This window comes from Planococcus chinensis (assembly GCF_020071995.1).
In the GTDB taxonomy this organism is placed as follows: domain Bacteria; phylum Bacillota; class Bacilli; order Bacillales_A; family Planococcaceae; genus Planococcus; species Planococcus chinensis_A.
Genome location: NZ_JABWTK010000007.1, coordinates 173,928 through 192,313, shown reverse-complemented (window position 1 = coordinate 192,313; position 18,386 = coordinate 173,928). Strand labels below are relative to the sequence as shown.

The window sequence follows — 18,386 nt, the reverse complement described above, 5'->3', positions numbered from 1 at the left end:
AATCGGGCTATAATGAAAAGGCTATTACATAAAGGAGGCGGCGGCATGCAAAAAGCGGTGAATATTAAGCTTACGACGATCATCCGCCAGCCGGACGTGGAAGATCAGCAGATGGAATTGTGGTCACAGGGCACGCTGACGGTGAAAAATAACCGGCGCTACTTGCAATACGAAGAACAGTTGGAAGAACTGTCGATTCGGACCACGGTGAAAATCAGCGAAAACGAAGCAGTCATCATGAGAAGCGGCGGCCTGCAGATGCGGCTACCGTTTTTATTACATAAAGAGCAAACGGGAAACTTAACGAATGAGCAAGGTTCCTTTATGCTGACGACAAAAGCTCATGAGCTGTCGATCAGCGATACACGCTTTAAAGTCCGGTACGACTTGGCGATGGGGTCCGCTCATGTCGGAGAATACGAAATGGAAATTCAATTTTTGGAGGGAAACCAATGAATGCAGTAGAAAAAGTGCAGCACGACATTAAGATGGCCATCAGCGAAGCGGTTCAAAAAGCGGAGCTGTCGCCGGAACCGATTGAAGTTCACCTGGAGTCGCCTAGAGATAAAGCGAACGGCGATTACGCGACAAACATTGCGATGCAATTGACGCGAGTGGCGAAAAAAGCGCCGCGCGCGATTGCGGAAGCGATTGTTGGGAACATTGACAAAGATTCAGCGAACATCCAAACGGTCGACATTGCCGGACCTGGATTTATCAACATTACGATCAAAAAAGATTACTTATTGGATGTTGTAAAAACCGTCCTGGAGCAAAAAGAAGATTATGGCCGCACCAATTCCGGTGGCGGCGAACGCATCCAAGTGGAATTCGTATCGGCTAACCCTACAGGCGATTTGCACCTTGGCCATGCCCGCGGTTCGTCCGTCGGCGATTCGCTATGCAACTTATTGGATCTTGCCGGATACGATGTATCGCGCGAATACTACATCAACGATGCCGGAAACCAGATCAACAATTTGGCGCTGTCCATCGAAGCCCGTTATTTCGAAGCGCTTGGACAAGAATTGAACATGCCGGAAGACGGCTACCGCGGCCAGGACATCAAAGACATCGCGGAAGAATTAGTAAAAGAGCATGGCGATAAATTTGCCCATATGACAAAAGAAGAGCGTTTCGATGCATTCCGCAAGCATGGCTTAAAAGTGGAACTCGCGAAGCTGCAAAAAGACTTGGCGGATTTCCGCGTTGAGTTCGACGTCTGGTTCTCAGAGACTTCCTTATACGAAAAAGGCGAGATTGACGTGGCATTGGCGAAACTTCGCGAGAACGGCCATATTTTTGAAGAAGACGGCGCAACATGGTTCCGTTCGACAACATTCGGCGACGACAAAGACCGCGTCTTGATCAAAAATGACGGTTCCTACACATACTTGCTGCCGGACATTGCCTACCATGAAGACAAGCTGTCCCGCGGCTTCGACAAATTGATCAATATCTGGGGAGCTGACCACCACGGCTATATCCCGCGCATGAAAGCGGCAATCGAAGCGCTTGGCTATGACCGCGATACGCTTGAAGTCAGCATCATCCAAATGGTTCAATTGTACAAAGACGGCGAAAAAATGAAGATGAGCAAACGTACCGGTAAAGCGGTGACGATGCGTGAATTGGTCGAATTGGTCGGCCTTGATGCCGTGCGTTATTTCTTTGCGATGCGTTCAGGCGATACACATATGGACTTTGATTTGGATCTTGCCGTATCGCAGTCCAATGAAAACCCGGTTTACTATTCACAGTATGCGCATGCCCGCATCTGCTCGATCCTGCGCCAGGGAGAAGAACAAGGGCTGACAGCATCAACAGATCACCTGGAGCTGCTGACTTCTGAAAAAGAAATCGATGTGTTGAAGAAAATCGGTGATTTCCCGCAAGTGGTGGCAGATGCTGCAAAACAGCGTGCACCTCACCGCATCACAACGTATATCCATGAATTGGCGGCACATTTCCATAGTTTCTATAACGCCAACAAAGTACTGGATGCATCCAATGCAGAACTGACAGGCGCACGCCTTGCCTTGATTACAGGCGTTAAAACGACTTTGGCGAATGCCTTAAGACTTGTAGGGGTTTCGGCTCCTGACAAAATGTAGGATACACCAAAAGTTTTGGTGTATAATAGTATTAATTAACTGAATACTTTATTCATGAAGGTGCTTATGTCTAAGAACATGAGTTAAAAGGGAAGCCGGTTCGATTCCGGCGCGGTCCCGCCACTGTATGTGAGAGCAATCTGCAAACGGCCACTGAAGCAACGCTTTGGGAAGGTGCAGTTCGCCATGATCACAAGCCAGGAGACCTGCCTTTATGACAGACAACGCCCATTAAGCCTGCGAGGACCGGCTTGGATGCATACGCTTTTTATGTCGTCCTTTTAGACCTCCCGCAGCTTAGCGGGAGGTCTTTTCTTTTTTTACAATTACACAATTGGAGGAATACATCATGAAGAAGTTCTGGAAGTTTGGGGCAAGTGCAGGATTGGCAGCTATGCTGCTCGCCGGATGCGGAGATCAAGAAGCACCGACTGGGGAAACCGAAGAAACGCCGGTAGACACGCCAAAAGAAGTTGCGGAAGTGGAATTCCCGGTAACCATGACGGATGCAACGGGAGAAGAAGTGGTCATCGAAGCGGAACCGGAAGCCGTCGTTTCGATGGTGCCATCCAATACAGAAATCGCTTATGAGCTTGGCTTGGGCGAAAAGATTGTTGGTGTATCCGATTTTGATAATTATCCGGAAGAAGCGGCAAGTGTTGAGAAAATCGGTGGACAGGAATTCAATGTTGAAAAAATCATCAGCCTGCAGCCAGACTTGGTGTTGGCCCATGAAAGCGGCCTAGGTGTCGGTGAAGCAGGAATTCAGCAATTGCGTGATGCTGGCCTTGCGGTCTACGTGGTTTCAGAGGCACAAAGTTTCGATGAAGTATATGAAACAATGACCGTCATTGGACAGGCAACCGGTGCCATGGAAGAAGCAGATGCCCTTGTATCGGAAATGGAAGCCCAAGTGGATGAAATCGAAGAACAGGCAAATACGATTACAGAACCGAAAAAAGTATTCGTCGAAGTGGGAAGCAGCCCGGAAATTTATACAACCGGAAGCGGCACGTTCATGGACGAAATGCTGGATATCCTCAACGCTGAAAATACGGCAGGGGAATTGGAAGGCTGGATCAGCATGGACCCGGAAGCCATTGTTGAGAAAAACCCCGACGTCATCATTTCGACAGAAGGCGCTTATGTCCCGGATGCGGTAGAAAAAATCAAAGCCCGCAACGGATTTGCGGAAGTGACTGCTGTTAAAGAAGATGCAGTATACAATGTAGATTCTGATAAAGTTACCCGTTCCGGCCCGAGATTGACAGAAGGCTTGATGGAAATGGCGCAAGCGATTTACCCGGAGGTCTTCAGTGAATAAAAACAGCCTTGCGTACATTGTCTCTTTCATCCTTTTGGGAGGGGCTGTACTGCTGGGAGTGACGGTCGGAACAGTGACGATTTCACCGGAAGTGCTGTGGAATCCGAAATCGGATGAAACAGCAGCCAATATTTTATGGAACATCCGAATGCCTCGCGTGGTTTTGGCTGGCCTCGTGGGAGCCTCGCTGGCGATTGCCGGAGCGGCTTTCCAGGGCTTGCTGAAAAACCCATTGGCCGATCCCTACACTTTAGGAGTGTCATCCGGCGCCTCAGTCGGCGCTGTCATGACGCTCTTTTTCGGCATTTCAGTCCCGTTTTTAGGAAACTATACATTGCCTGTCATGAGTATGCTTGGCGCTTTGGCGACCATGTTTGCGGTCATGTCATTCGCGAAATTGGTCGACCGTTCGATGAAAATGGAAACGGTCATCTTGACGGGAATCATTTTCAGCTCTTTTCTCGGTTCGGTCATCTCGTTGATGATTGCATTGACGGGAGAAGAGCTGCGCCAAATCATCGGCTGGCTGCTTGGCAGCGTCTCGATGCGGGGTTGGCCTTATGTCCAGATGTCCCTGCCGTTTATGCTGATCGGCTCGTTTCTATTGTGGCTTCAACGTCGTGAATTGAATGCCATGCTGTTCGGGGAAGAACGCGCCCAGCATTTAGGGGTCGATGTGAAAAAGAGCAAACTGATGATTTTAATCAGCGGCTCTGTCCTGACCGGTTCGGCAGTGGCTGTTTCCGGTACGATCGGCTTTGTCGGTTTGGTCGTGCCGCATATGACACGCCTCGTTTGGGGCTCGGACCACCGCCACGTATTGCCATTGTCCTTTATCAATGGGGCAGCCTTATTGATCGTCTGCGATTTGGTATCGCGCACCATCATTTCGCCGACAGAATTGCCGATCGGCGTCATCACTGCGTTTATCGGAGCACCGGTCTTTGCATTCATCTTTTTCCGGCAGCGCAAAGGAGGGAAATAACATGCTCAAAATTACAGAACTGGTTGGCGGCTATGGAGAAAAAGACATCGTCAATAATATTTCATTCCAAGTGGAAAAAGGGTCGATTCTTGGCATTTTAGGGCCAAACGGCAGCGGAAAGTCCACATTGATGAAATTGATGAGCGGCATCTTGCCGGCAAGGGGCGGCAAGATTGAAATCGAAGGCAAATCGCTTGCGGACTTTGGCGCGAAGGAACTGGCCAAGCAAATGGCGGTGCTGCCGCAGCTTCATGCCCATGCTTTTTCGCATACCGTGCGTGAAACGGTATCGCTTGGACGCTATCCGCACCAAAGCGGCTGGTTTTCCTCCTGGTCGGATGAAGACGAACAGGCGGTTCTAGAAGCAATGCGCTTAATGAATATTACCCATTACGAAAATACGCTGATTGACCAATTGTCCGGCGGGGAACAGCAGCGCGTGTTTGTCGCGCAAGCCTTGGCACAAAATGCAAAAATCCTCCTGCTGGATGAACCGACCAATCATTTGGACATCAATCACCAGAAGGAATTGCTGGATACCATCAAAAAGCAGGCGATTGAAAAAGAGCTGACGATCGTCTCGATCTTCCATGACATCAACATCGCTTCCATTTACTGCGATCAGTTGCTGCTGCTCGATGAAGGGCGCATTGTCCGGATGGGCGAGCCGCATGAAGTGGTACGGGAAGAGGACATTGAAGCGGTTTACCAGACGCGCATCAGCAACTACCCGCACCCGGAATTGCCGAAGCCTCAAGTGACTCTGCTGCCGTCCGTCCGCCGACAAGTGGCAGAAACAATGATACGCGCCAGTGATTTTGTCGTATCGCCTCAAATGGTGCTGTTTCAAAGCGCGGTGCCGCTAAAGACCGTTTCTTCGGCGGTAATCAATGCAGGGGCGGGATGGTTCCGCACCTTTATCAATCGCCATGTCGATATGACTTACAATATCGATAATAGCTTCATTGAAATGTCGGGATTTATTGAAGAGCTCGGATTTAAAACGACCGATACGGTCGGCATGATGACAGCCGTCCGGACCGAGGATGCCATTGTAAAAGAATACAAAGCGCCGTTTGGTTCGGTTGTCATTGCCGTAACGGCCGGAGTTGGAAATGCGGTGGACGTTTCCAAAGCGCTTGAACGCGAGGTTCGGGTTGGGACCATCAATACTTGGATTATGGTCAACGGCAATTTGTCGGATGAAGCGTTTATCCAGGCGATGATCACGGCCACAGAAGCAAAAACGAAAGCGCTCCACGAGGAACAAGTGACAGATCCCTTGACCGGCACTTTGGCCACAGGGACATCGACAGACAGCATCCTCGTTGCTGCGACCCAGCAAGGGGAGCACCTGCCGTATGCCGGTCCGATTACGGAGCTTGGCAAACTGATCGGCAGTGGCGTTTACGAATGTACAGTCGAAGCAATTGAACTGTACCGGGAGAGAAAAGGATCATGGTAAGCCATATTCTGGCCATTGGCTGTGGGTTGCTCCTCGACCGCATCATCGGGGACCCGCCAAATTGGCCGCATCCGGTGCGCTGGCTCGGGACACTCATTTCAAAATTGACGAAAAAATGGAATCGCGGTCCTCACGCTTTTCGAAACGGGTTTGGTCTTGTGGCGATTGTTGCCGGACTCGCTTTCGCGGCAAGTTATTTGCTGATTGCAGGAGCCGCTGCCATTCACTGGAGTTTCGGTTTTCTTGTGGAGACGGTTTTAATCGCAGCTGGTCTTGCACAAAAGAGCCTGCGGGATGCAGCGGAAGAGGTCTATCAGCCTTTGGTCAATAAAAACTGGGGCCTGGCAAGAGAAAAATTATCCTGGATCGTCGGCCGGGATACGGCGCATCTGGGTGAAAGTGAAATTACCCGCGGTGTCGTGGAAACGGTTTCGGAAAACACGAGCGACGGTGTCACGGCGCCGCTGTTTTGGGCTTTTCTGCTTGGCGCGCCAGGGCTTTGGCTGTATAAGGCCGTAAACACATGCGACTCGATGGTGGGTTATAAAAATGAAGAATTTTCACAGTTCGGCTTTGCCTCGGCGCGCTTGGATGATGTGTTGAACTTCATCCCGAGCCGGATAACAGGTGCCGTTATCCTGCTGGCAACACGCAACGAAAGAGGGCTGACCATGCGTCAGCGTTTCCGTGAATGGGCAAGGGATGCACGAAAGCACCCGAGCCCGAACAGCGGTTGGCTCGAAGCCGCTACAGCTGTCCAGTTGGGCATTCAATTGGGCGGTGTCAATACATACAAAGGAGTCCAATCGGTGCGTGCCCGCATGGGAACACCGGTATACGGACTTCAGGCCCGACACATAAAAGAAGCAGTTCGCCATATGCACATTGCAACAATTTGTTTTTTTATTCTTTTTGCTATAGGAGGGCTGATCCTTGAACTTGCCTGACCACGGGGCGAACCCGCAGCGTTTGTATAAAAAGATGGGCATGGAACGGCCCCAAAGAATTTTGGATTTCAGCGAAAATGTCCATCCGTTCGGACCGCCCGCGTTTATCGGGGAAAGCTGGCAGTCCATGCAGAAACTCATAAGGTCTTATCCGGATCCGGACGGCGAGCCGTTCCGAAGTGCGGCTGCCAATTACCATGAAGTGGAGCCGGAACGGGTGATTGCGGGAAACGGAGCAGCGGAGATTTTTACCTGGCTGGCCCGCCGTTACCGCGGAAAGAAAGTCGTCTTGATTGAACCTGCCTTTTCCGAATACCGCAAAACACTGGAAGCGGAAGGAGCGGAAATCAAAGCGATCCAACTAACCGCTGCAAACGGCTGGTGCCTTGAAATTGAACAGGTCGCACAAGCCGCAAAAGAGAGCGCTGCTGTATACATCTGCAATCCGCATAATCCGACCGGCCGGCTGCTGACGCGTTCGGAACTGTTGGAAATGGCGGACGCGTGTGCCAAAGCGGGCTGTGAACTGGTGCTCGATGAAGCGTTTATCGATTTTGCAGGAGAGGAATTTTCACTGATTCCACTGCAGAAATCCTTGCCGCATGTCATCATTGTCCGCTCGATGACGAAAATGTACGCCATTCCGGGACTTCGTCTCGGCTATGCACTCGGGAAACCGGGAATCCTGGATGAATTGAAGCAAGGCGCTGCCCACTGGAACGTCAATGCGATTTCAGCCCATATTGGGGCAGGCTGTTTTAAAGAACAATCTTACCGGGATCAGGTCGTAAAAGAAGCGGTAGCGGAACGAAGCAAAATGGTGCGTTTTTTAAACGGGAACGGCTGCCAAACAACTGATTCTTCGGCGAATTTTCTGGCATTCCGGCTGCCGCCTGAGAAAGACGCAGACTGCTTTTTCGATAAACTGTTAGCAAAAGGGATTGTGCTCCGCCACACGAAATCATTTCGCGGCATGGACGGCGAGTGGTTCCGAATTGGCATGAAATCGGCCGATCAGATGGAAGAACTGAGAGGAGCGATTGCACAGTGGCTGCAGGACAACTGATTTTCGTCAGCGGCGGGGTAAGGAGCGGGAAAAGCGCCTGGGCGGAAGGGCTGGTCCGTGAAACGCCTGCCCAGAGAAAAGTGTATCTCGCCAGCGGCCAGGCTTACGATGCAGAAATGGAAGACCGCATACGGCGCCATCGCGACGACCGGAAAGAACACGGCTGGCATACCATCGAACAGCCGCTCCATCTGGAACGAGCAGTTCCGGAAATCGCTCCACAAGATGTCGTTTTGTGGGATTGTGTGACGACTTGGCTCGCCAATGAATTATACGAAGGCTGGGAGCAGGAGAATCCTTGCGTGGGCCGGCAAGACTGCATGGAACAAAAATGGTCGGATTTGCAAAAGACGATCGAACAAATCCGGAACCGGTCCGAGCTGTTCGTCATCGTATCGAATGAAGTACTGGATGATTTTATTCGCGGCCGGACGTATCAGCAATGGCTGGGCCGGATTCATCTCTGGCTCGTCGCCCGGTCCGATCAGGCATATGAAGTGGAAAATGGAGTGGCTTACAGAAGGAAGTGAAGGAATGCAGGGAATCATGGTGCAAGGAACTTCATCCGATGTCGGAAAAAGCATGATCTGTACGGCCTTTTGCCGAATCATGGCTGAAGAGGGCTATCGGGTAGCGCCGTTCAAATCCCAGAACATGTCGAACAACTCTTACGTTACGGTATGGGGAGAAGAAATCGGCCGGGCTCAAGGCGTCCAGGCTGAAGCAGCAGGAATTGTGGCAACCGTCAATATGAATCCGATTCTGTTAAAACCGGAAAATGATATGAAATCGCAAGTCGTGCTGTTTGGCAAAAAGCTGTCCGCTATGGACGGCATGGATTACCGCCAGCATTTTTATGAACAAGGTCTGGAGGCGATTGACCAGGCGCTTTTGAATCTGTCGCAAGACTTCACCCATCTTGTCATCGAAGGCGCGGGCAGTCCGGCGGAAGTAAACTTGAACGACCGGGAACTGGTGAATATGGCGGTTGCTGAGCGCGCAGACGTCCCCGTGATTCTGGTGGCAGATATTGAACGCGGCGGCGTTTTTGCTTCAATCGTCGGTACATTGGCATTGATGCCTCATCCTGAACGGGTAAAAGGGCTGCTAATCAATAAATTCCGTGGAGACCTCCGGCTTTTTGAAGACGGAGTCGCTTTTTTGGAATCGTATACAGGAATTCCGGTTCTTGGCGTGGTTCCCTATATGCCGGAACACGGCATTGAACAGGAAGATTCGCTTGGAGTCCGTGAATTGGCCAAAACATTTTCGCGGCGTCCGATTGATGTTGCTGTCTTGAAGCACCCTTACCTGTCGAACTTTACGGATATTGAAGCTTTGTTAAAGGAACCGGATGTATCGGTCCGCTGGGTGGAACTGGTTAAAGAAATCGGCCAACCGGACGTTATGATTCTTCCAGGAACGAAAAGCACCATTGCGGATCTGCGCTATTGGAAAGGCCAACAGCTTGAAGAAGCGTTAAAAGCGTTGCCGGAAGAAACGTGGATTGTCGGTTTATGCGGCGGTTTTCAAATGCTCGGGGAATATTTGTCGGACCCTTCTGGCCATGATGGGCTTAAAGCGGAAACGGAACGGGGATTAGCCTTAGTGCCTGGAATGAAGACCTATTTTACAGAAGAAAAATTTGTCCAGAGGCGCAAAGGGATGGTCCGGTTGGAGGAAACCGATGTCCCGGTAGAAGGCTATGAGATTCATACCGGGCGTTCCACAAACGTATTTCCGCCATTGATTCGGTATGAAAAAGGCAGCGAAGGATACTGCCAAGGCAGGATTGTTGGCACACATCTGCATGGCCTTTTTGATCAGCCGGAATTCCGGCGTGCCTTTCTCGCCCCGGTACGGGAAGCGAAAAATCTTCCGGAGCCAAACTTTTCGGAAGAAAAGGACCGTTACGCTAGTTGGGCGCAGCATGTAAAGCAGCATATCAACTGGCAGGCGGTTGAAAAGCTCATGGAGGCGAAGCCATGATGAAGCATCTTTTCAATGGAATCGCCTTAGCTTTTCAATTTTTCTCAGTGGTACCGGTGAGAAAAGAATTGCCGCTTGAAAAGAAAGATGTCACCGCGATGTATGCAAGCTTGCCTGTATTGGGAGCCTTGCTGGGCGGCGCTTCTCTGTTTATCGTTTTTATCTTAAGAGACTATTCGGAAGCGAGCCCGCTGCTTGCCGCTTTTCTGGTCGTCTTATTTTTAGCGGCAGCGACGGGCGGCTTGCATTTGGACGGCCTTGCCGATGTGGGCGATGCTTATTTTTCCTATCAGGACAGAGAGCGCCGCCTGGAAATCATGGGCGATCCGCGAATTGGGGCTTTCGGAACAATGGTGCTGCTGTTCGCAGTTCTTGGCAAAATCATTGTGGCAGCCGAATTGATTTACGAACTGCCGCTTGTTTTGCTCCTCCTGATACCTGCGCTATCGAGAACAGGTCTACTGTTGCTTTTCAGCACTACCAAAAGTGCTAAAAACAATGGTCTCGGCGCCTTTTTCCGCAACCGTGCAGATGGCAAGTGGCTGATGCTTGCGGCTTGCCTGTATTTATTGATTAGTGCAGGCATACTGATTTATTGGCCGGGGCTTATGCCGGCTGCTGGTATTCTTTTGAGTTTCCTGCTCGTACTTTGGTTTTACCGGAAATGGTGCCTGCGCCAATTTGGCGGCGTGACCGGCGACTTGTTTGGAGCATATATAGAAGGGGCTGAGCTGCTGTTATGGACAGTGCTTTTATTCTTCATCTGATCCGCCACGCACCGACAAGAGGCAATGGCTTGAAGCAATACATCGGCTGGACCGATGAAGCGGTGCTGCCTTTTTCAGCAAATGGATGCCTTGGCGTAGAAAGTGTGTGGGGCAGCGACTTGCTGCGCTGCCGGCAAACCGCCGAACGTCTTTTTCCAAACGCTGATTATCACGCGGATCCCGATTTTCGGGAATGCCATTTCGGTGAATGGGAAAAGAAAACGTATGATGAACTGAACAGGGACCAGCGCTACCGGGACTGGATAGACAATCCAATCGATTTAGCGCCGCCTGGAGGGGAAAGCCTCGTTGATATGATAAAGCGCATTGACCGGGCAATCCTCGCTCTTCCGGAAGGAAATGAGTTTTATATTGTCACCCACGGCGGACCAATCCGGTACTTATTGAAAAAAGCCAGCGGACAGAATTTCCGGCAGCAAACCGCGCTTCACGGGCATTGTTATACGCTGGTTTGGCAGAACCGGGAAGCATATGAGGAGGGAGCGCCATGCACATCGTATTCGGTGGAGCCTTTAATGGCAAACGCCAATGGGTAAAAGAGTTGTTGGGCAGCCGGGAACATGTCTGGCTGGAAGGTGAATTGCCGGACGAAGCGGCGCCGTTTCTTGTTGTTGCCGGAGTTGAGGAATGGGTGAAAGCGCAGCTTGAAAACGGAATGGATGAACAAAGGATTAGGGATCTGGTGGACGAAGCGGTTTCCAACCAGCCGTTCAACCGGCAGCTGTGGATTTTGACGGATATGAACCGCGGCATTGTTCCGGTGGATCCGTTGGAACGGCAACTGCGCGACGTCATAGGCCGGCTGTATCAAGAGCTTTTCAAAAGAGCCGAACAGGCAACACGGATTTGGTACGGTATACCACAAACAATCAAAGGAGCGGATGAATATGAAGATTTACACAAAAACCGGTGACAAAGGGCAAACAAGCTTGATCGGGGCACGCACGGACAAAGATGCACCGCGCGTTGAAGCATACGGCACCATCGATGAAGTCAATTCGTTCATTGGCAAAGCAATGACGGAGCTCGATCCTGAAAAATTTCCGGATTTGCTGGCAGACCTGGAAGCCATCCAAAATGAATTATTCGATTGCGGAGGGGATTTGGCGGATGTCCGCAAAGAGCCTCAGTATAAAATGACCGAAGAGCCGGTTGAAGTGCTGGAATCGCGAATTGACGATTTGATGGAAGAACCGCCGCTATTGGAACGCTTTATTTTGCCAGGAGGCTCGCCTGCAGCAGCGACGCTCCATATCGCCCGCACGATTACACGCCGTGCAGAGCGCCAGACAGTGACTTTGGCCAAAGCTGGAGAAGATTTTCCGGTGGTTGTTCAGCGCTATTTAAACCGTTTGTCGGATTATTTATTCGCGGCTGCGCGCGTCGCCAATTCCCGTGTCGGCGTTCCGGACAACGAATATGTACGCAGTGCGAAAGTGTTCAAGAACGGCGGACGGGCGAAGAAGAATGACTAAGTTATCGACTCGAAAAATGACATTAGCCGCTTTGTTCATCAGCTTAGCTGCGGTCGGTGGCATGATTAAAATTCCGCTCGGGATCGCTTCGATTGCACTCGATTCCTTGCCGGCATTGGTGGCAGTGCTGTTCCTGTCAGCACCGCTTGCAGGGACGGTCGCAGCGTTTGGCCATTTGATTTCTGCTTTGTTCGGCGGAATGCCGCTCGGACCGTTTCATCTCATTATTGCGATTGAAATGTGGGCTGCGGTCTGGATTTTCGCTAAGTTGCATGCGGTGGGCAAAGACATTTTGAAATGGCCGGTGTTTGTGCTGTGCAACGGGCTGCTTGCGGCTCTCCCGTTTTACTTCTTATTGTCGCCGGCATTCTTTTACGCATCGGTGCCTGGTTTGCTGGTAGCCGCGTCGATCAATGCGGCAGGAGCGGCCATCATTCTGCCGTTTATGAATAAAGTCGGAGAGAAGGTCTGGTAATGCGCCACGAATTGAAACTTGGCGAATGGGTGATTACATCGGATAATTCCGCCGCCATTGGAGAAAAACCGCAGGATGCAGTGGCTGCACCGGATAAACTGACTGCCAAATTTGCGGCACGGGTCGCCCTGCTCGAACAATGGGCAGCCGGAAGTGAACCGGAAGTGGTCTTACTGCATAATTTCAGCGGCGAGGCACAATGGGGCCGCTATGTCGAAGGAATCAAGGAACAATTCGAAGAAATTGGCATCGAACCGCCGCAGCTTGCCGGAAGTTCTGAAACGAATATGCCGACTTTGCAATCAGGGATAGCTGTAACGCTGCTTGGACGGCAAAAGAGAGAACTTCAGTGTGAAGGATTGCAATGGTTCATTTATGGAAAACCGCTAGTTGGTCCGGATGTGCTAAAGAAACCAGAACAGCTTGCAGACCTCGGGAAAATCCATGACGCGCTGAATAAGGGCATCATTGAACGGGTGTGGCCAGTCGGCTCAAAAGGAATCGCGAACGAAGCAGAGCGGCTGTTTGGACGGAAGCTGACTTTATCAGCAGATGTCGACCTGGAAGTTTCCGGAGGGCCTGCAAGCTGCGTGCTCATTGGCGTCCAGCAGGAGCAGGTTGAATCGATGAAGCAGCATTTTGGTACATATGTATATTTTTTAAAGACGGGAACACCACGTTGAGTGGTGTTTTTTTGCGGACATTTATTCTATGAGCAGATATGTGGCGGTATGATCACTCAGAGCGAATCTATGGGCATTTAATAAGAGTCTATGATCACTCGGCGACCCTTTATGGGCACATTCGCCAATTATAAGGTTTATTTTAGTCCAATCTTCTATATAATAAAAAATTGTAAACCCTTTCACATTATCTATTGACTGAATGCTCATTCATATTTAATATAGAACATAGTATCGACAATCTTTCAACAGTCACGTAGACTTTGTATAAGGAATTTTTGGAATTTACAAACATAAGGGGGATATCATAATGGAGCCATTGCTCATAGCAAACTGGGTGTTGTTTCTTGCAATCACGTTTTATGCAGTGTACCTGTTTCTGTATTTGCTGAAAACCAGGTATGATTTCATAAAGCTCGGCAAGAAAGTGGAGTTTGAAGAAAACTTCAAAGAACGTTTTCGTAAAGTCATGGTCAACGTCTTTGGCCAGAAGAAATTAATGAAAGACAAGAAGAGCGGAACGATCCACGTGATGTTCTTCTACGGTTTCTTGCTGGTACAGGCAAGTGCCATTGATTTTATCATCAAAGGCTTGGTTCCAGGAGCGCATTTGCCGCTTGGACCGCTTTACCCGGCCTTTACATTCTTCCAGGAAATTGTGACATTGACGATCTTGGTCGCTGTCGTCTGGGCATTCTACAGACGCTATATTGAAAAACTTGTCCGTTTGAAGCGCGGCTGGAAATCGGGCTTAGTGCTGATTTTCATCGGCGGCTTGATGGTTTCCGTTCTTGTCGGAAACGGCGCAAGCATGATTTGGCAAGGACATGAAACTGCTTGGACCGAGCCGGTCGCATCGGTATTTGCCACATTGTTCTCTGGGCTTCCTGCAACTGCAGCAGCCGCTATTTTCTACGTTATGTGGTGGGCGCATCTTTTGTTCCTATTGACATTCCTTGTGTACGTACCGCAATCGAAGCACGCGCACTTGATTTTCGGACCGGTCAATACATGGTTCCACCGAGTGGATCATGTCGGCCGCTTAAAGCCGATCAACTTTGAAGCCATGGAAGACGAAGAAGATGAAGACGCCATGCCATCATTCGGCGTCGGCAAAATCACGGATTTCAGCCAGTCACAAATGATCGATTTCTATGCTTGTGTGGAATGTGGGCGCTGCACCAATATGTGTCCGGCAACCGGCACAGGAAAAATGCTCTCTCCAATGGATTTGATTACCAAACTTCGCGACAATTTAACGAATACCGGGGCAGTAATGACCCGCCAAAAACCTTGGGTGCCTGCAATGGCGTTCAACAATACAAAAGGCAATCAGTTGGCGATGGCTGCCGGTGCTGAAGGGATCAGCATCGATGAACTATACAGCCCGAGCCTGATCGGAGACGTCATCACAGAAGAAGAAATCTGGGCGTGCACAACATGCCGCAACTGTGAAGACCAATGTCCGGTAATGAACGAACACGTTGATAAAATCATCGACCTTCGCCGTTACTTGGTTATGACGGAAGGGAAAATGGACAAAGATGCTCAGCGTGCGATGACCAACATCGAAAAGCAAGGCAATCCATGGGGCCTTAACCGCAAAGAAAAAGAAAACTGGAGAGATGCAGCACCTGACGTCAGCATCCCGACAGTAAAAGAAATGAACAAAGCCGGCGAAGAATTCGAATTCCTGTTCTGGGTTGGATCAATGGGTTCATTCGACAGCCGTTCACAAAAAATTGCCATCTCGTTCGCGCGCTTGATGAACGAAGCCGGTGTGAAATTCGCGATTCTTGGAAATAAAGAAAAGAACTCCGGAGACACACCGCGCCGCCTAGGAAACGAATTCCTGTTCCAGGAGCTGGCAACAGCAAACATCAAAGAATTTGAAAAAGCGGAAGTCAAGAAAATCGTGACAATCGATCCGCACGCATACAATATCTTTAAAAACGAGTATCCGGATTTCGGATTCAAAGCGGAAGTTTACCACCATACTGAAATGCTGTTTGAATTGGTGCAGGAAGGCCGTTTGAAACCGCAATTCCCGGTTAATGAAAAAATTACGTTTCATGATTCCTGCTACCTCGGCCGCTACAACGACGTTTACGATGCACCTCGTGAAATCCTGAAAGCGATCGAAGGCGTTGAATTGGTCGAAATGGTCCGTAACCGCCAGGACGGCATGTGCTGTGGAGCCGGCGGCGGATTGATGTGGATGGAAGAAGATGCAGGCCATCGTGTCAACGTTGCCCGTACCGAACAGGCACTTGAAGTGAACCCGACGATGATTTCTTCCGGCTGCCCGTACTGCCTGACAATGCTGTCAGATGGAACAAAAGCGAAAGAAGTCGAAGACAAAGTCGGCACATACGATGTCGCTGAATTGCTTGAAATGGCAGTTATCGGCAACCGTACAGCAGAATTAGAACCGGCAACGATTCAATAATAATTGCCAAAAGAAAGAAAATTCTATAAGATAGAATCATAAAGCAAGAAAATGAAAGGGAGTGTAGCGCTCCCTTTTGTTTCGATTTAAAACCGAGCGAGCGTTCAGTCAATCCTAATGGCCGAACCGGTTCGGCCATTAGGATTTGCGCCGAAGCTAGCGAAGCGATGCAGGCGCAAAGTTATTACCGGCACTAATTCTAAAGTCGGTAACTTTCTCGAAGCTAGCGCAGCGATGCAACGCTCTTTCATGTTTCGAAGCAGCGCAGCGATGCAGAAACAGAGGCAATAGTATTAAGCGATGCTAGGTATGGATTTGCGACGAAGCAACGGAGCGAAGCGAAGTGATGCAGGAGCAAATGTTTAATCGAAGCTAGCGCAGCGATTTTTTGAGTAAGCATTTTATCTGCTTTCCGAAAGTTTTATCTGCGATTCAGAACAACTTATCTGCGGTCATGAGTACTTTATCTGCGATAAGACAATATTCCACATCAGCAGCAAGGAAAGGCCCACATATTTTTTTACACAAAGGTGAAAACGTTTACAAAGGGAGGAAGAAATATCATGGCAAAAACAGTAATTATTGATGGAGCACGTACAGCATTCGGGAAATTCGGCGGCAACTTGAGCACTTTATCCGCAAGTGAACTTGGTGGTGTCGCGATCAAAGAAGCGATGAACCGCGCAGGCATTCAGCCGGAAGACGTGCAGGAAGTCATCATGGGAAATGTTCTTCAAGCGGGCCAAGGCCAGATTCCATCACGCCAGGCAGCGAAAAAAGCAGGAATCCCGTATAACGTCAAATCTGAAACAATCAATAAAGTATGTGCATCCGGCATGCGCAGTATTACGCTTGCTGACCAGATCATCCGTCTTGGCGACGAAGAAGTCATCGTTGCAGGCGGTATGGAATCGATGTCCAATGCACCGTACATTATGCCTAAAGCACGCTGGGGACTTCGTATGGGCGACGCTCCAATCATTGACTCGATGGTCCATGACGGATTGTCTTGCTCGTTCCATCCGGATAAAGTTCACATGGGAACTTACGGCAACTCGACGGCTGAAGCGTTCAGTCTGACACGCGAAGCACAGGATGAATGGTCTGCCCGTTCACATGAGCGCGCAGTCAAAGCGAAAGAGTTGTTCGCAGAAGAAATCGTTGCAATTGAAATCCCACAGAAAAAAGGTGACCCGATCACTGTCGATTTTGATGAAGCACCGCGTGCGAATTCAACCATTGAAGCGCTGGCGAAATTAAAACCGGCATTCGGCAAAGACGGCACCATCACAGCCGGCAACGCACCTGGCATCAACGACGGCGCTGTTGCGCTTGTCTTGATGAACGAAGAACGGGCGCAAAAAGAAGGCAAACCTGCATTGGCAACCATCTTAGCGCATACCGAAGTGGCGATTGAGCCGCACCGATTCCCGGAAACGCCGGGAATCGTCATTAACGAATTGCTGAAGAAAACAGGCAAAACGCTGGATGACATCGATTTGGTGGAAATCAACGAAGCGTTCGCAGCCGTAGCACTGGCAAGTTCTCAAATTGCCAACCTGGACGCTGAAAAAGTAAACGTAAACGGCGGTTCGGTTGCACTAGGCCACCCAATCGGCGCGAGCGGAGCCCGCATCATTTTGACGCTGGCTTATGAATTGAAACGCCGCGGAGGCGGCATCGGCATCGCAGCCATCTGCTCAGGCGGGGGCCAAGGCGACGCAATCATGATTGAAGTTCCAAAACAGGAGGCTAACTGACAATGGCGATTCAAAACGTAATGGTGATCGGAGCCGGACAAATGGGTTCCGGCATTGCACAAGTTTGTGCGCAATCCGGCTTTAATGTGAAATTGAATGATATGAAACAAGAAGCATATGATCGCGGTATCGCGACAATCACGAAAAACCTGTCACGCAATGTGGAAAAAGGGCGCATGACGGAAGAAGAAAAAACGGCTGTTCTTGGCCGTATTTCTTCTTCCCTTGATTTAAAAGACGCGCATGACGCAGATATCGTCATCGAAGCAGCAGTCGAAAATATGGAAATCAAACACAGCATTTTTAAAACCTTGGACGAAGTGGCGCCAAAACATGCCATCCTGGCTTCGAACACATCTTCGCTGCCAATTACAGAAATTGCAGCAGCCACGAACCGTCCGGAACAAGTGATCGGCATGCATTTCATGAACCCGGTTCCGGTGATGAAACTGGTGGAAATCATCCGCGGTCTTGCCACAACCGACGAAGTATATAAAACGGTTGAAGAAATGACAGTTAAATTGTCGAAAACACCGGTAGAGTGCAACGATTTCCCAGGCTTTGTCTCAAACCGCATTTTAATGCCGATGATCAACGAAGCAATCTTCACGCTTCAAGAAGGCGTAGCGACAAAAGAAGCGATTGACGACATCATGCGCCTCGGCATGAACCACCCGATGGGGCCGCTCCAATTGGCTGATTTTATCGGACTTGATACATGCCTTTACATTATGGAAGTGCTGCACGACGGATTTGGCGACAGCAAATACCGCCCAAGCCCGCTGCTTCGCCAGTATGTAAAAGCTGGATGGCTTGGCAAAAAGACGGGACGCGGATTCTATGAATACAGTTAAAATGGGAGGCAC

18 protein-coding genes and 1 riboswitch are annotated in these 18,386 nt (G+C 49.9%); all 18 genes read left to right on the top strand.

What is annotated here, in order from left to right; all coding sequences use genetic code 11:
- Window positions 1–12: 12 nt before the first annotated feature.
- Window positions 13–456 (top strand): DUF1934 domain-containing protein, encoded by a 444-nt coding sequence (locus HU147_RS13180; protein WP_224076685.1) that lies wholly within the window; start codon window positions 13–15, stop codon window positions 454–456.
- A complete protein-coding gene (gene argS / locus HU147_RS13175; RefSeq protein WP_224076684.1) occupies window positions 453–2,114 on the top strand; it encodes an arginine--tRNA ligase in 1,662 nt (553 codons plus the stop codon). The genes HU147_RS13180 and argS overlap by 4 nt, the downstream gene beginning before the upstream one ends.
- Before the next feature lie 41 nt (window positions 2,115–2,155).
- A riboswitch (cobalamin riboswitch) is annotated at window positions 2,156–2,342 on the top strand.
- 121 nt (window positions 2,343–2,463) lie between these two features.
- Window positions 2,464–3,438, top strand: a complete 975-nt coding sequence (locus HU147_RS13170; RefSeq protein WP_224076683.1) for an ABC transporter substrate-binding protein — start codon at window positions 2,464–2,466, stop codon at window positions 3,436–3,438.
- A 34-nt stretch (window positions 3,439–3,472) separates the two neighbouring features.
- Complete coding sequence (locus tag HU147_RS13165; protein ID WP_263427858.1) at window positions 3,473–4,423, top strand: FecCD family ABC transporter permease; 951 nt, start codon at window positions 3,473–3,475, stop codon at window positions 4,421–4,423.
- 1 nt (window position 4,424) lies between these two features.
- On the top strand, window positions 4,425–5,888 hold the full coding sequence (locus HU147_RS13160) for an adenosylcobinamide amidohydrolase (protein WP_224076681.1): 1,464 nt from the start codon (window positions 4,425–4,427) through the stop codon (window positions 5,886–5,888).
- On the top strand, window positions 5,882–6,835 hold the full coding sequence (gene cbiB / locus HU147_RS13155; protein WP_224076680.1) for an adenosylcobinamide-phosphate synthase CbiB: 954 nt from the start codon (window positions 5,882–5,884) through the stop codon (window positions 6,833–6,835). The genes HU147_RS13160 and cbiB overlap by 7 nt, the downstream gene beginning before the upstream one ends.
- Window positions 6,822–7,901: a threonine-phosphate decarboxylase CobD gene (gene cobD / locus HU147_RS13150; protein WP_224076679.1), complete on the top strand. Its 1,080-nt coding sequence runs from the start codon at window positions 6,822–6,824 to the stop codon at window positions 7,899–7,901. Before cbiB ends, cobD begins: the two co-directional genes overlap by 14 nt.
- The gene (locus tag HU147_RS13145) at window positions 7,883–8,431 is read left to right on the top strand and encodes a bifunctional adenosylcobinamide kinase/adenosylcobinamide-phosphate guanylyltransferase (RefSeq protein ID WP_224076678.1); all 549 of its coding nucleotides are present in this window, start codon (window positions 7,883–7,885) and stop codon (window positions 8,429–8,431) included. Before cobD ends, HU147_RS13145 begins: the two co-directional genes overlap by 19 nt.
- A gap of 4 nt (window positions 8,432–8,435) precedes the next feature.
- Window positions 8,436–9,890: a cobyric acid synthase gene (locus HU147_RS13140; protein ID WP_224076677.1), complete on the top strand. Its 1,455-nt coding sequence runs from the start codon at window positions 8,436–8,438 to the stop codon at window positions 9,888–9,890.
- A complete protein-coding gene (cobS, locus tag HU147_RS13135) occupies window positions 9,887–10,657 on the top strand; it encodes an adenosylcobinamide-GDP ribazoletransferase (RefSeq protein WP_224076676.1) in 771 nt (256 codons plus the stop codon). Before HU147_RS13140 ends, cobS begins: the two co-directional genes overlap by 4 nt.
- Window positions 10,630–11,214, top strand: coding sequence for a histidine phosphatase family protein (locus HU147_RS13130; protein WP_224076675.1), 585 nt, complete (start codon window positions 10,630–10,632; stop codon window positions 11,212–11,214). The genes cobS and HU147_RS13130 overlap by 28 nt, the downstream gene beginning before the upstream one ends.
- On the top strand, window positions 11,166–11,591 hold the full coding sequence (locus tag HU147_RS13125; RefSeq protein ID WP_224076674.1) for a bifunctional adenosylcobinamide kinase/adenosylcobinamide-phosphate guanylyltransferase: 426 nt from the start codon (window positions 11,166–11,168) through the stop codon (window positions 11,589–11,591). The genes HU147_RS13130 and HU147_RS13125 overlap by 49 nt, the downstream gene beginning before the upstream one ends.
- Window positions 11,566–12,153 (top strand): cob(I)yrinic acid a,c-diamide adenosyltransferase, encoded by a 588-nt coding sequence (locus tag HU147_RS13120; RefSeq protein ID WP_224076673.1) that lies wholly within the window; start codon window positions 11,566–11,568, stop codon window positions 12,151–12,153. The genes HU147_RS13125 and HU147_RS13120 overlap by 26 nt, the downstream gene beginning before the upstream one ends.
- Complete coding sequence (locus tag HU147_RS13115) at window positions 12,146–12,628, top strand: ECF transporter S component (RefSeq protein WP_224076672.1); 483 nt, start codon at window positions 12,146–12,148, stop codon at window positions 12,626–12,628. Before HU147_RS13120 ends, HU147_RS13115 begins: the two co-directional genes overlap by 8 nt.
- Complete coding sequence (locus HU147_RS13110; protein WP_224076671.1) at window positions 12,628–13,311, top strand: alpha-ribazole-5-phosphate synthase; 684 nt, start codon at window positions 12,628–12,630, stop codon at window positions 13,309–13,311. Before HU147_RS13115 ends, HU147_RS13110 begins: the two co-directional genes overlap by 1 nt.
- Before the next feature lie 310 nt (window positions 13,312–13,621).
- A complete protein-coding gene (locus HU147_RS13105) occupies window positions 13,622–15,760 on the top strand; it encodes a (Fe-S)-binding protein (protein ID WP_224076670.1) in 2,139 nt (712 codons plus the stop codon).
- A 563-nt stretch (window positions 15,761–16,323) separates the two neighbouring features.
- Window positions 16,324–17,520 (top strand): acetyl-CoA C-acetyltransferase, encoded by a 1,197-nt coding sequence (locus tag HU147_RS13100; RefSeq protein WP_224076669.1) that lies wholly within the window; start codon window positions 16,324–16,326, stop codon window positions 17,518–17,520.
- A gap of 2 nt (window positions 17,521–17,522) precedes the next feature.
- Window positions 17,523–18,374 carry a 3-hydroxybutyryl-CoA dehydrogenase gene (locus tag HU147_RS13095; protein ID WP_224076668.1) on the top strand — a complete coding sequence of 284 codons (852 nt, stop codon included), beginning with the start codon at window positions 17,523–17,525 and terminating at the stop codon, window positions 18,372–18,374.
- Window positions 18,375–18,386 lie beyond the last annotated feature (12 nt).

What these genes read in the sequence shown, in the direction of transcription:
- HU147_RS13180 (WP_224076685.1), top strand. Translation starts at nt 13, where the DNA reads ATGAAAAGGCTATTACATAAAGGAGGCGGCGGCATGCAAAAAGCGGTG.
- argS (WP_224076684.1), top strand. Translation starts at nt 453, where the DNA reads ATGAATGCAGTAGAAAAAGTGCAGCACGACATTAAGATGGCCATCAGC.
- HU147_RS13170 (WP_224076683.1), top strand. Translation starts at nt 2,464, where the DNA reads ATGAAGAAGTTCTGGAAGTTTGGGGCAAGTGCAGGATTGGCAGCTATG.
- HU147_RS13160 (WP_224076681.1), top strand. Translation starts at nt 4,425, where the DNA reads ATGCTCAAAATTACAGAACTGGTTGGCGGCTATGGAGAAAAAGACATC.
- cbiB (WP_224076680.1), top strand. Translation starts at nt 5,882, where the DNA reads ATGGTAAGCCATATTCTGGCCATTGGCTGTGGGTTGCTCCTCGACCGC.
- HU147_RS13140 (WP_224076677.1), top strand. Translation starts at nt 8,436, where the DNA reads ATGCAGGGAATCATGGTGCAAGGAACTTCATCCGATGTCGGAAAAAGC.
- cobS (WP_224076676.1), top strand. Translation starts at nt 9,887, where the DNA reads ATGATGAAGCATCTTTTCAATGGAATCGCCTTAGCTTTTCAATTTTTC.
- HU147_RS13130 (WP_224076675.1), top strand. Translation starts at nt 10,630, where the DNA reads ATGGACAGTGCTTTTATTCTTCATCTGATCCGCCACGCACCGACAAGA.
- HU147_RS13125 (WP_224076674.1), top strand. Translation starts at nt 11,166, where the DNA reads ATGCACATCGTATTCGGTGGAGCCTTTAATGGCAAACGCCAATGGGTA.
- HU147_RS13120 (WP_224076673.1), top strand. Translation starts at nt 11,566, where the DNA reads ATGAAGATTTACACAAAAACCGGTGACAAAGGGCAAACAAGCTTGATC.
- HU147_RS13115 (WP_224076672.1), top strand. Translation starts at nt 12,146, where the DNA reads ATGACTAAGTTATCGACTCGAAAAATGACATTAGCCGCTTTGTTCATC.
- HU147_RS13110 (WP_224076671.1), top strand. Translation starts at nt 12,628, where the DNA reads ATGCGCCACGAATTGAAACTTGGCGAATGGGTGATTACATCGGATAAT.
- HU147_RS13105 (WP_224076670.1), top strand. Translation starts at nt 13,622, where the DNA reads ATGGAGCCATTGCTCATAGCAAACTGGGTGTTGTTTCTTGCAATCACG.
- HU147_RS13100 (WP_224076669.1), top strand. Translation starts at nt 16,324, where the DNA reads ATGGCAAAAACAGTAATTATTGATGGAGCACGTACAGCATTCGGGAAA.
- HU147_RS13095 (WP_224076668.1), top strand. Translation starts at nt 17,523, where the DNA reads ATGGCGATTCAAAACGTAATGGTGATCGGAGCCGGACAAATGGGTTCC.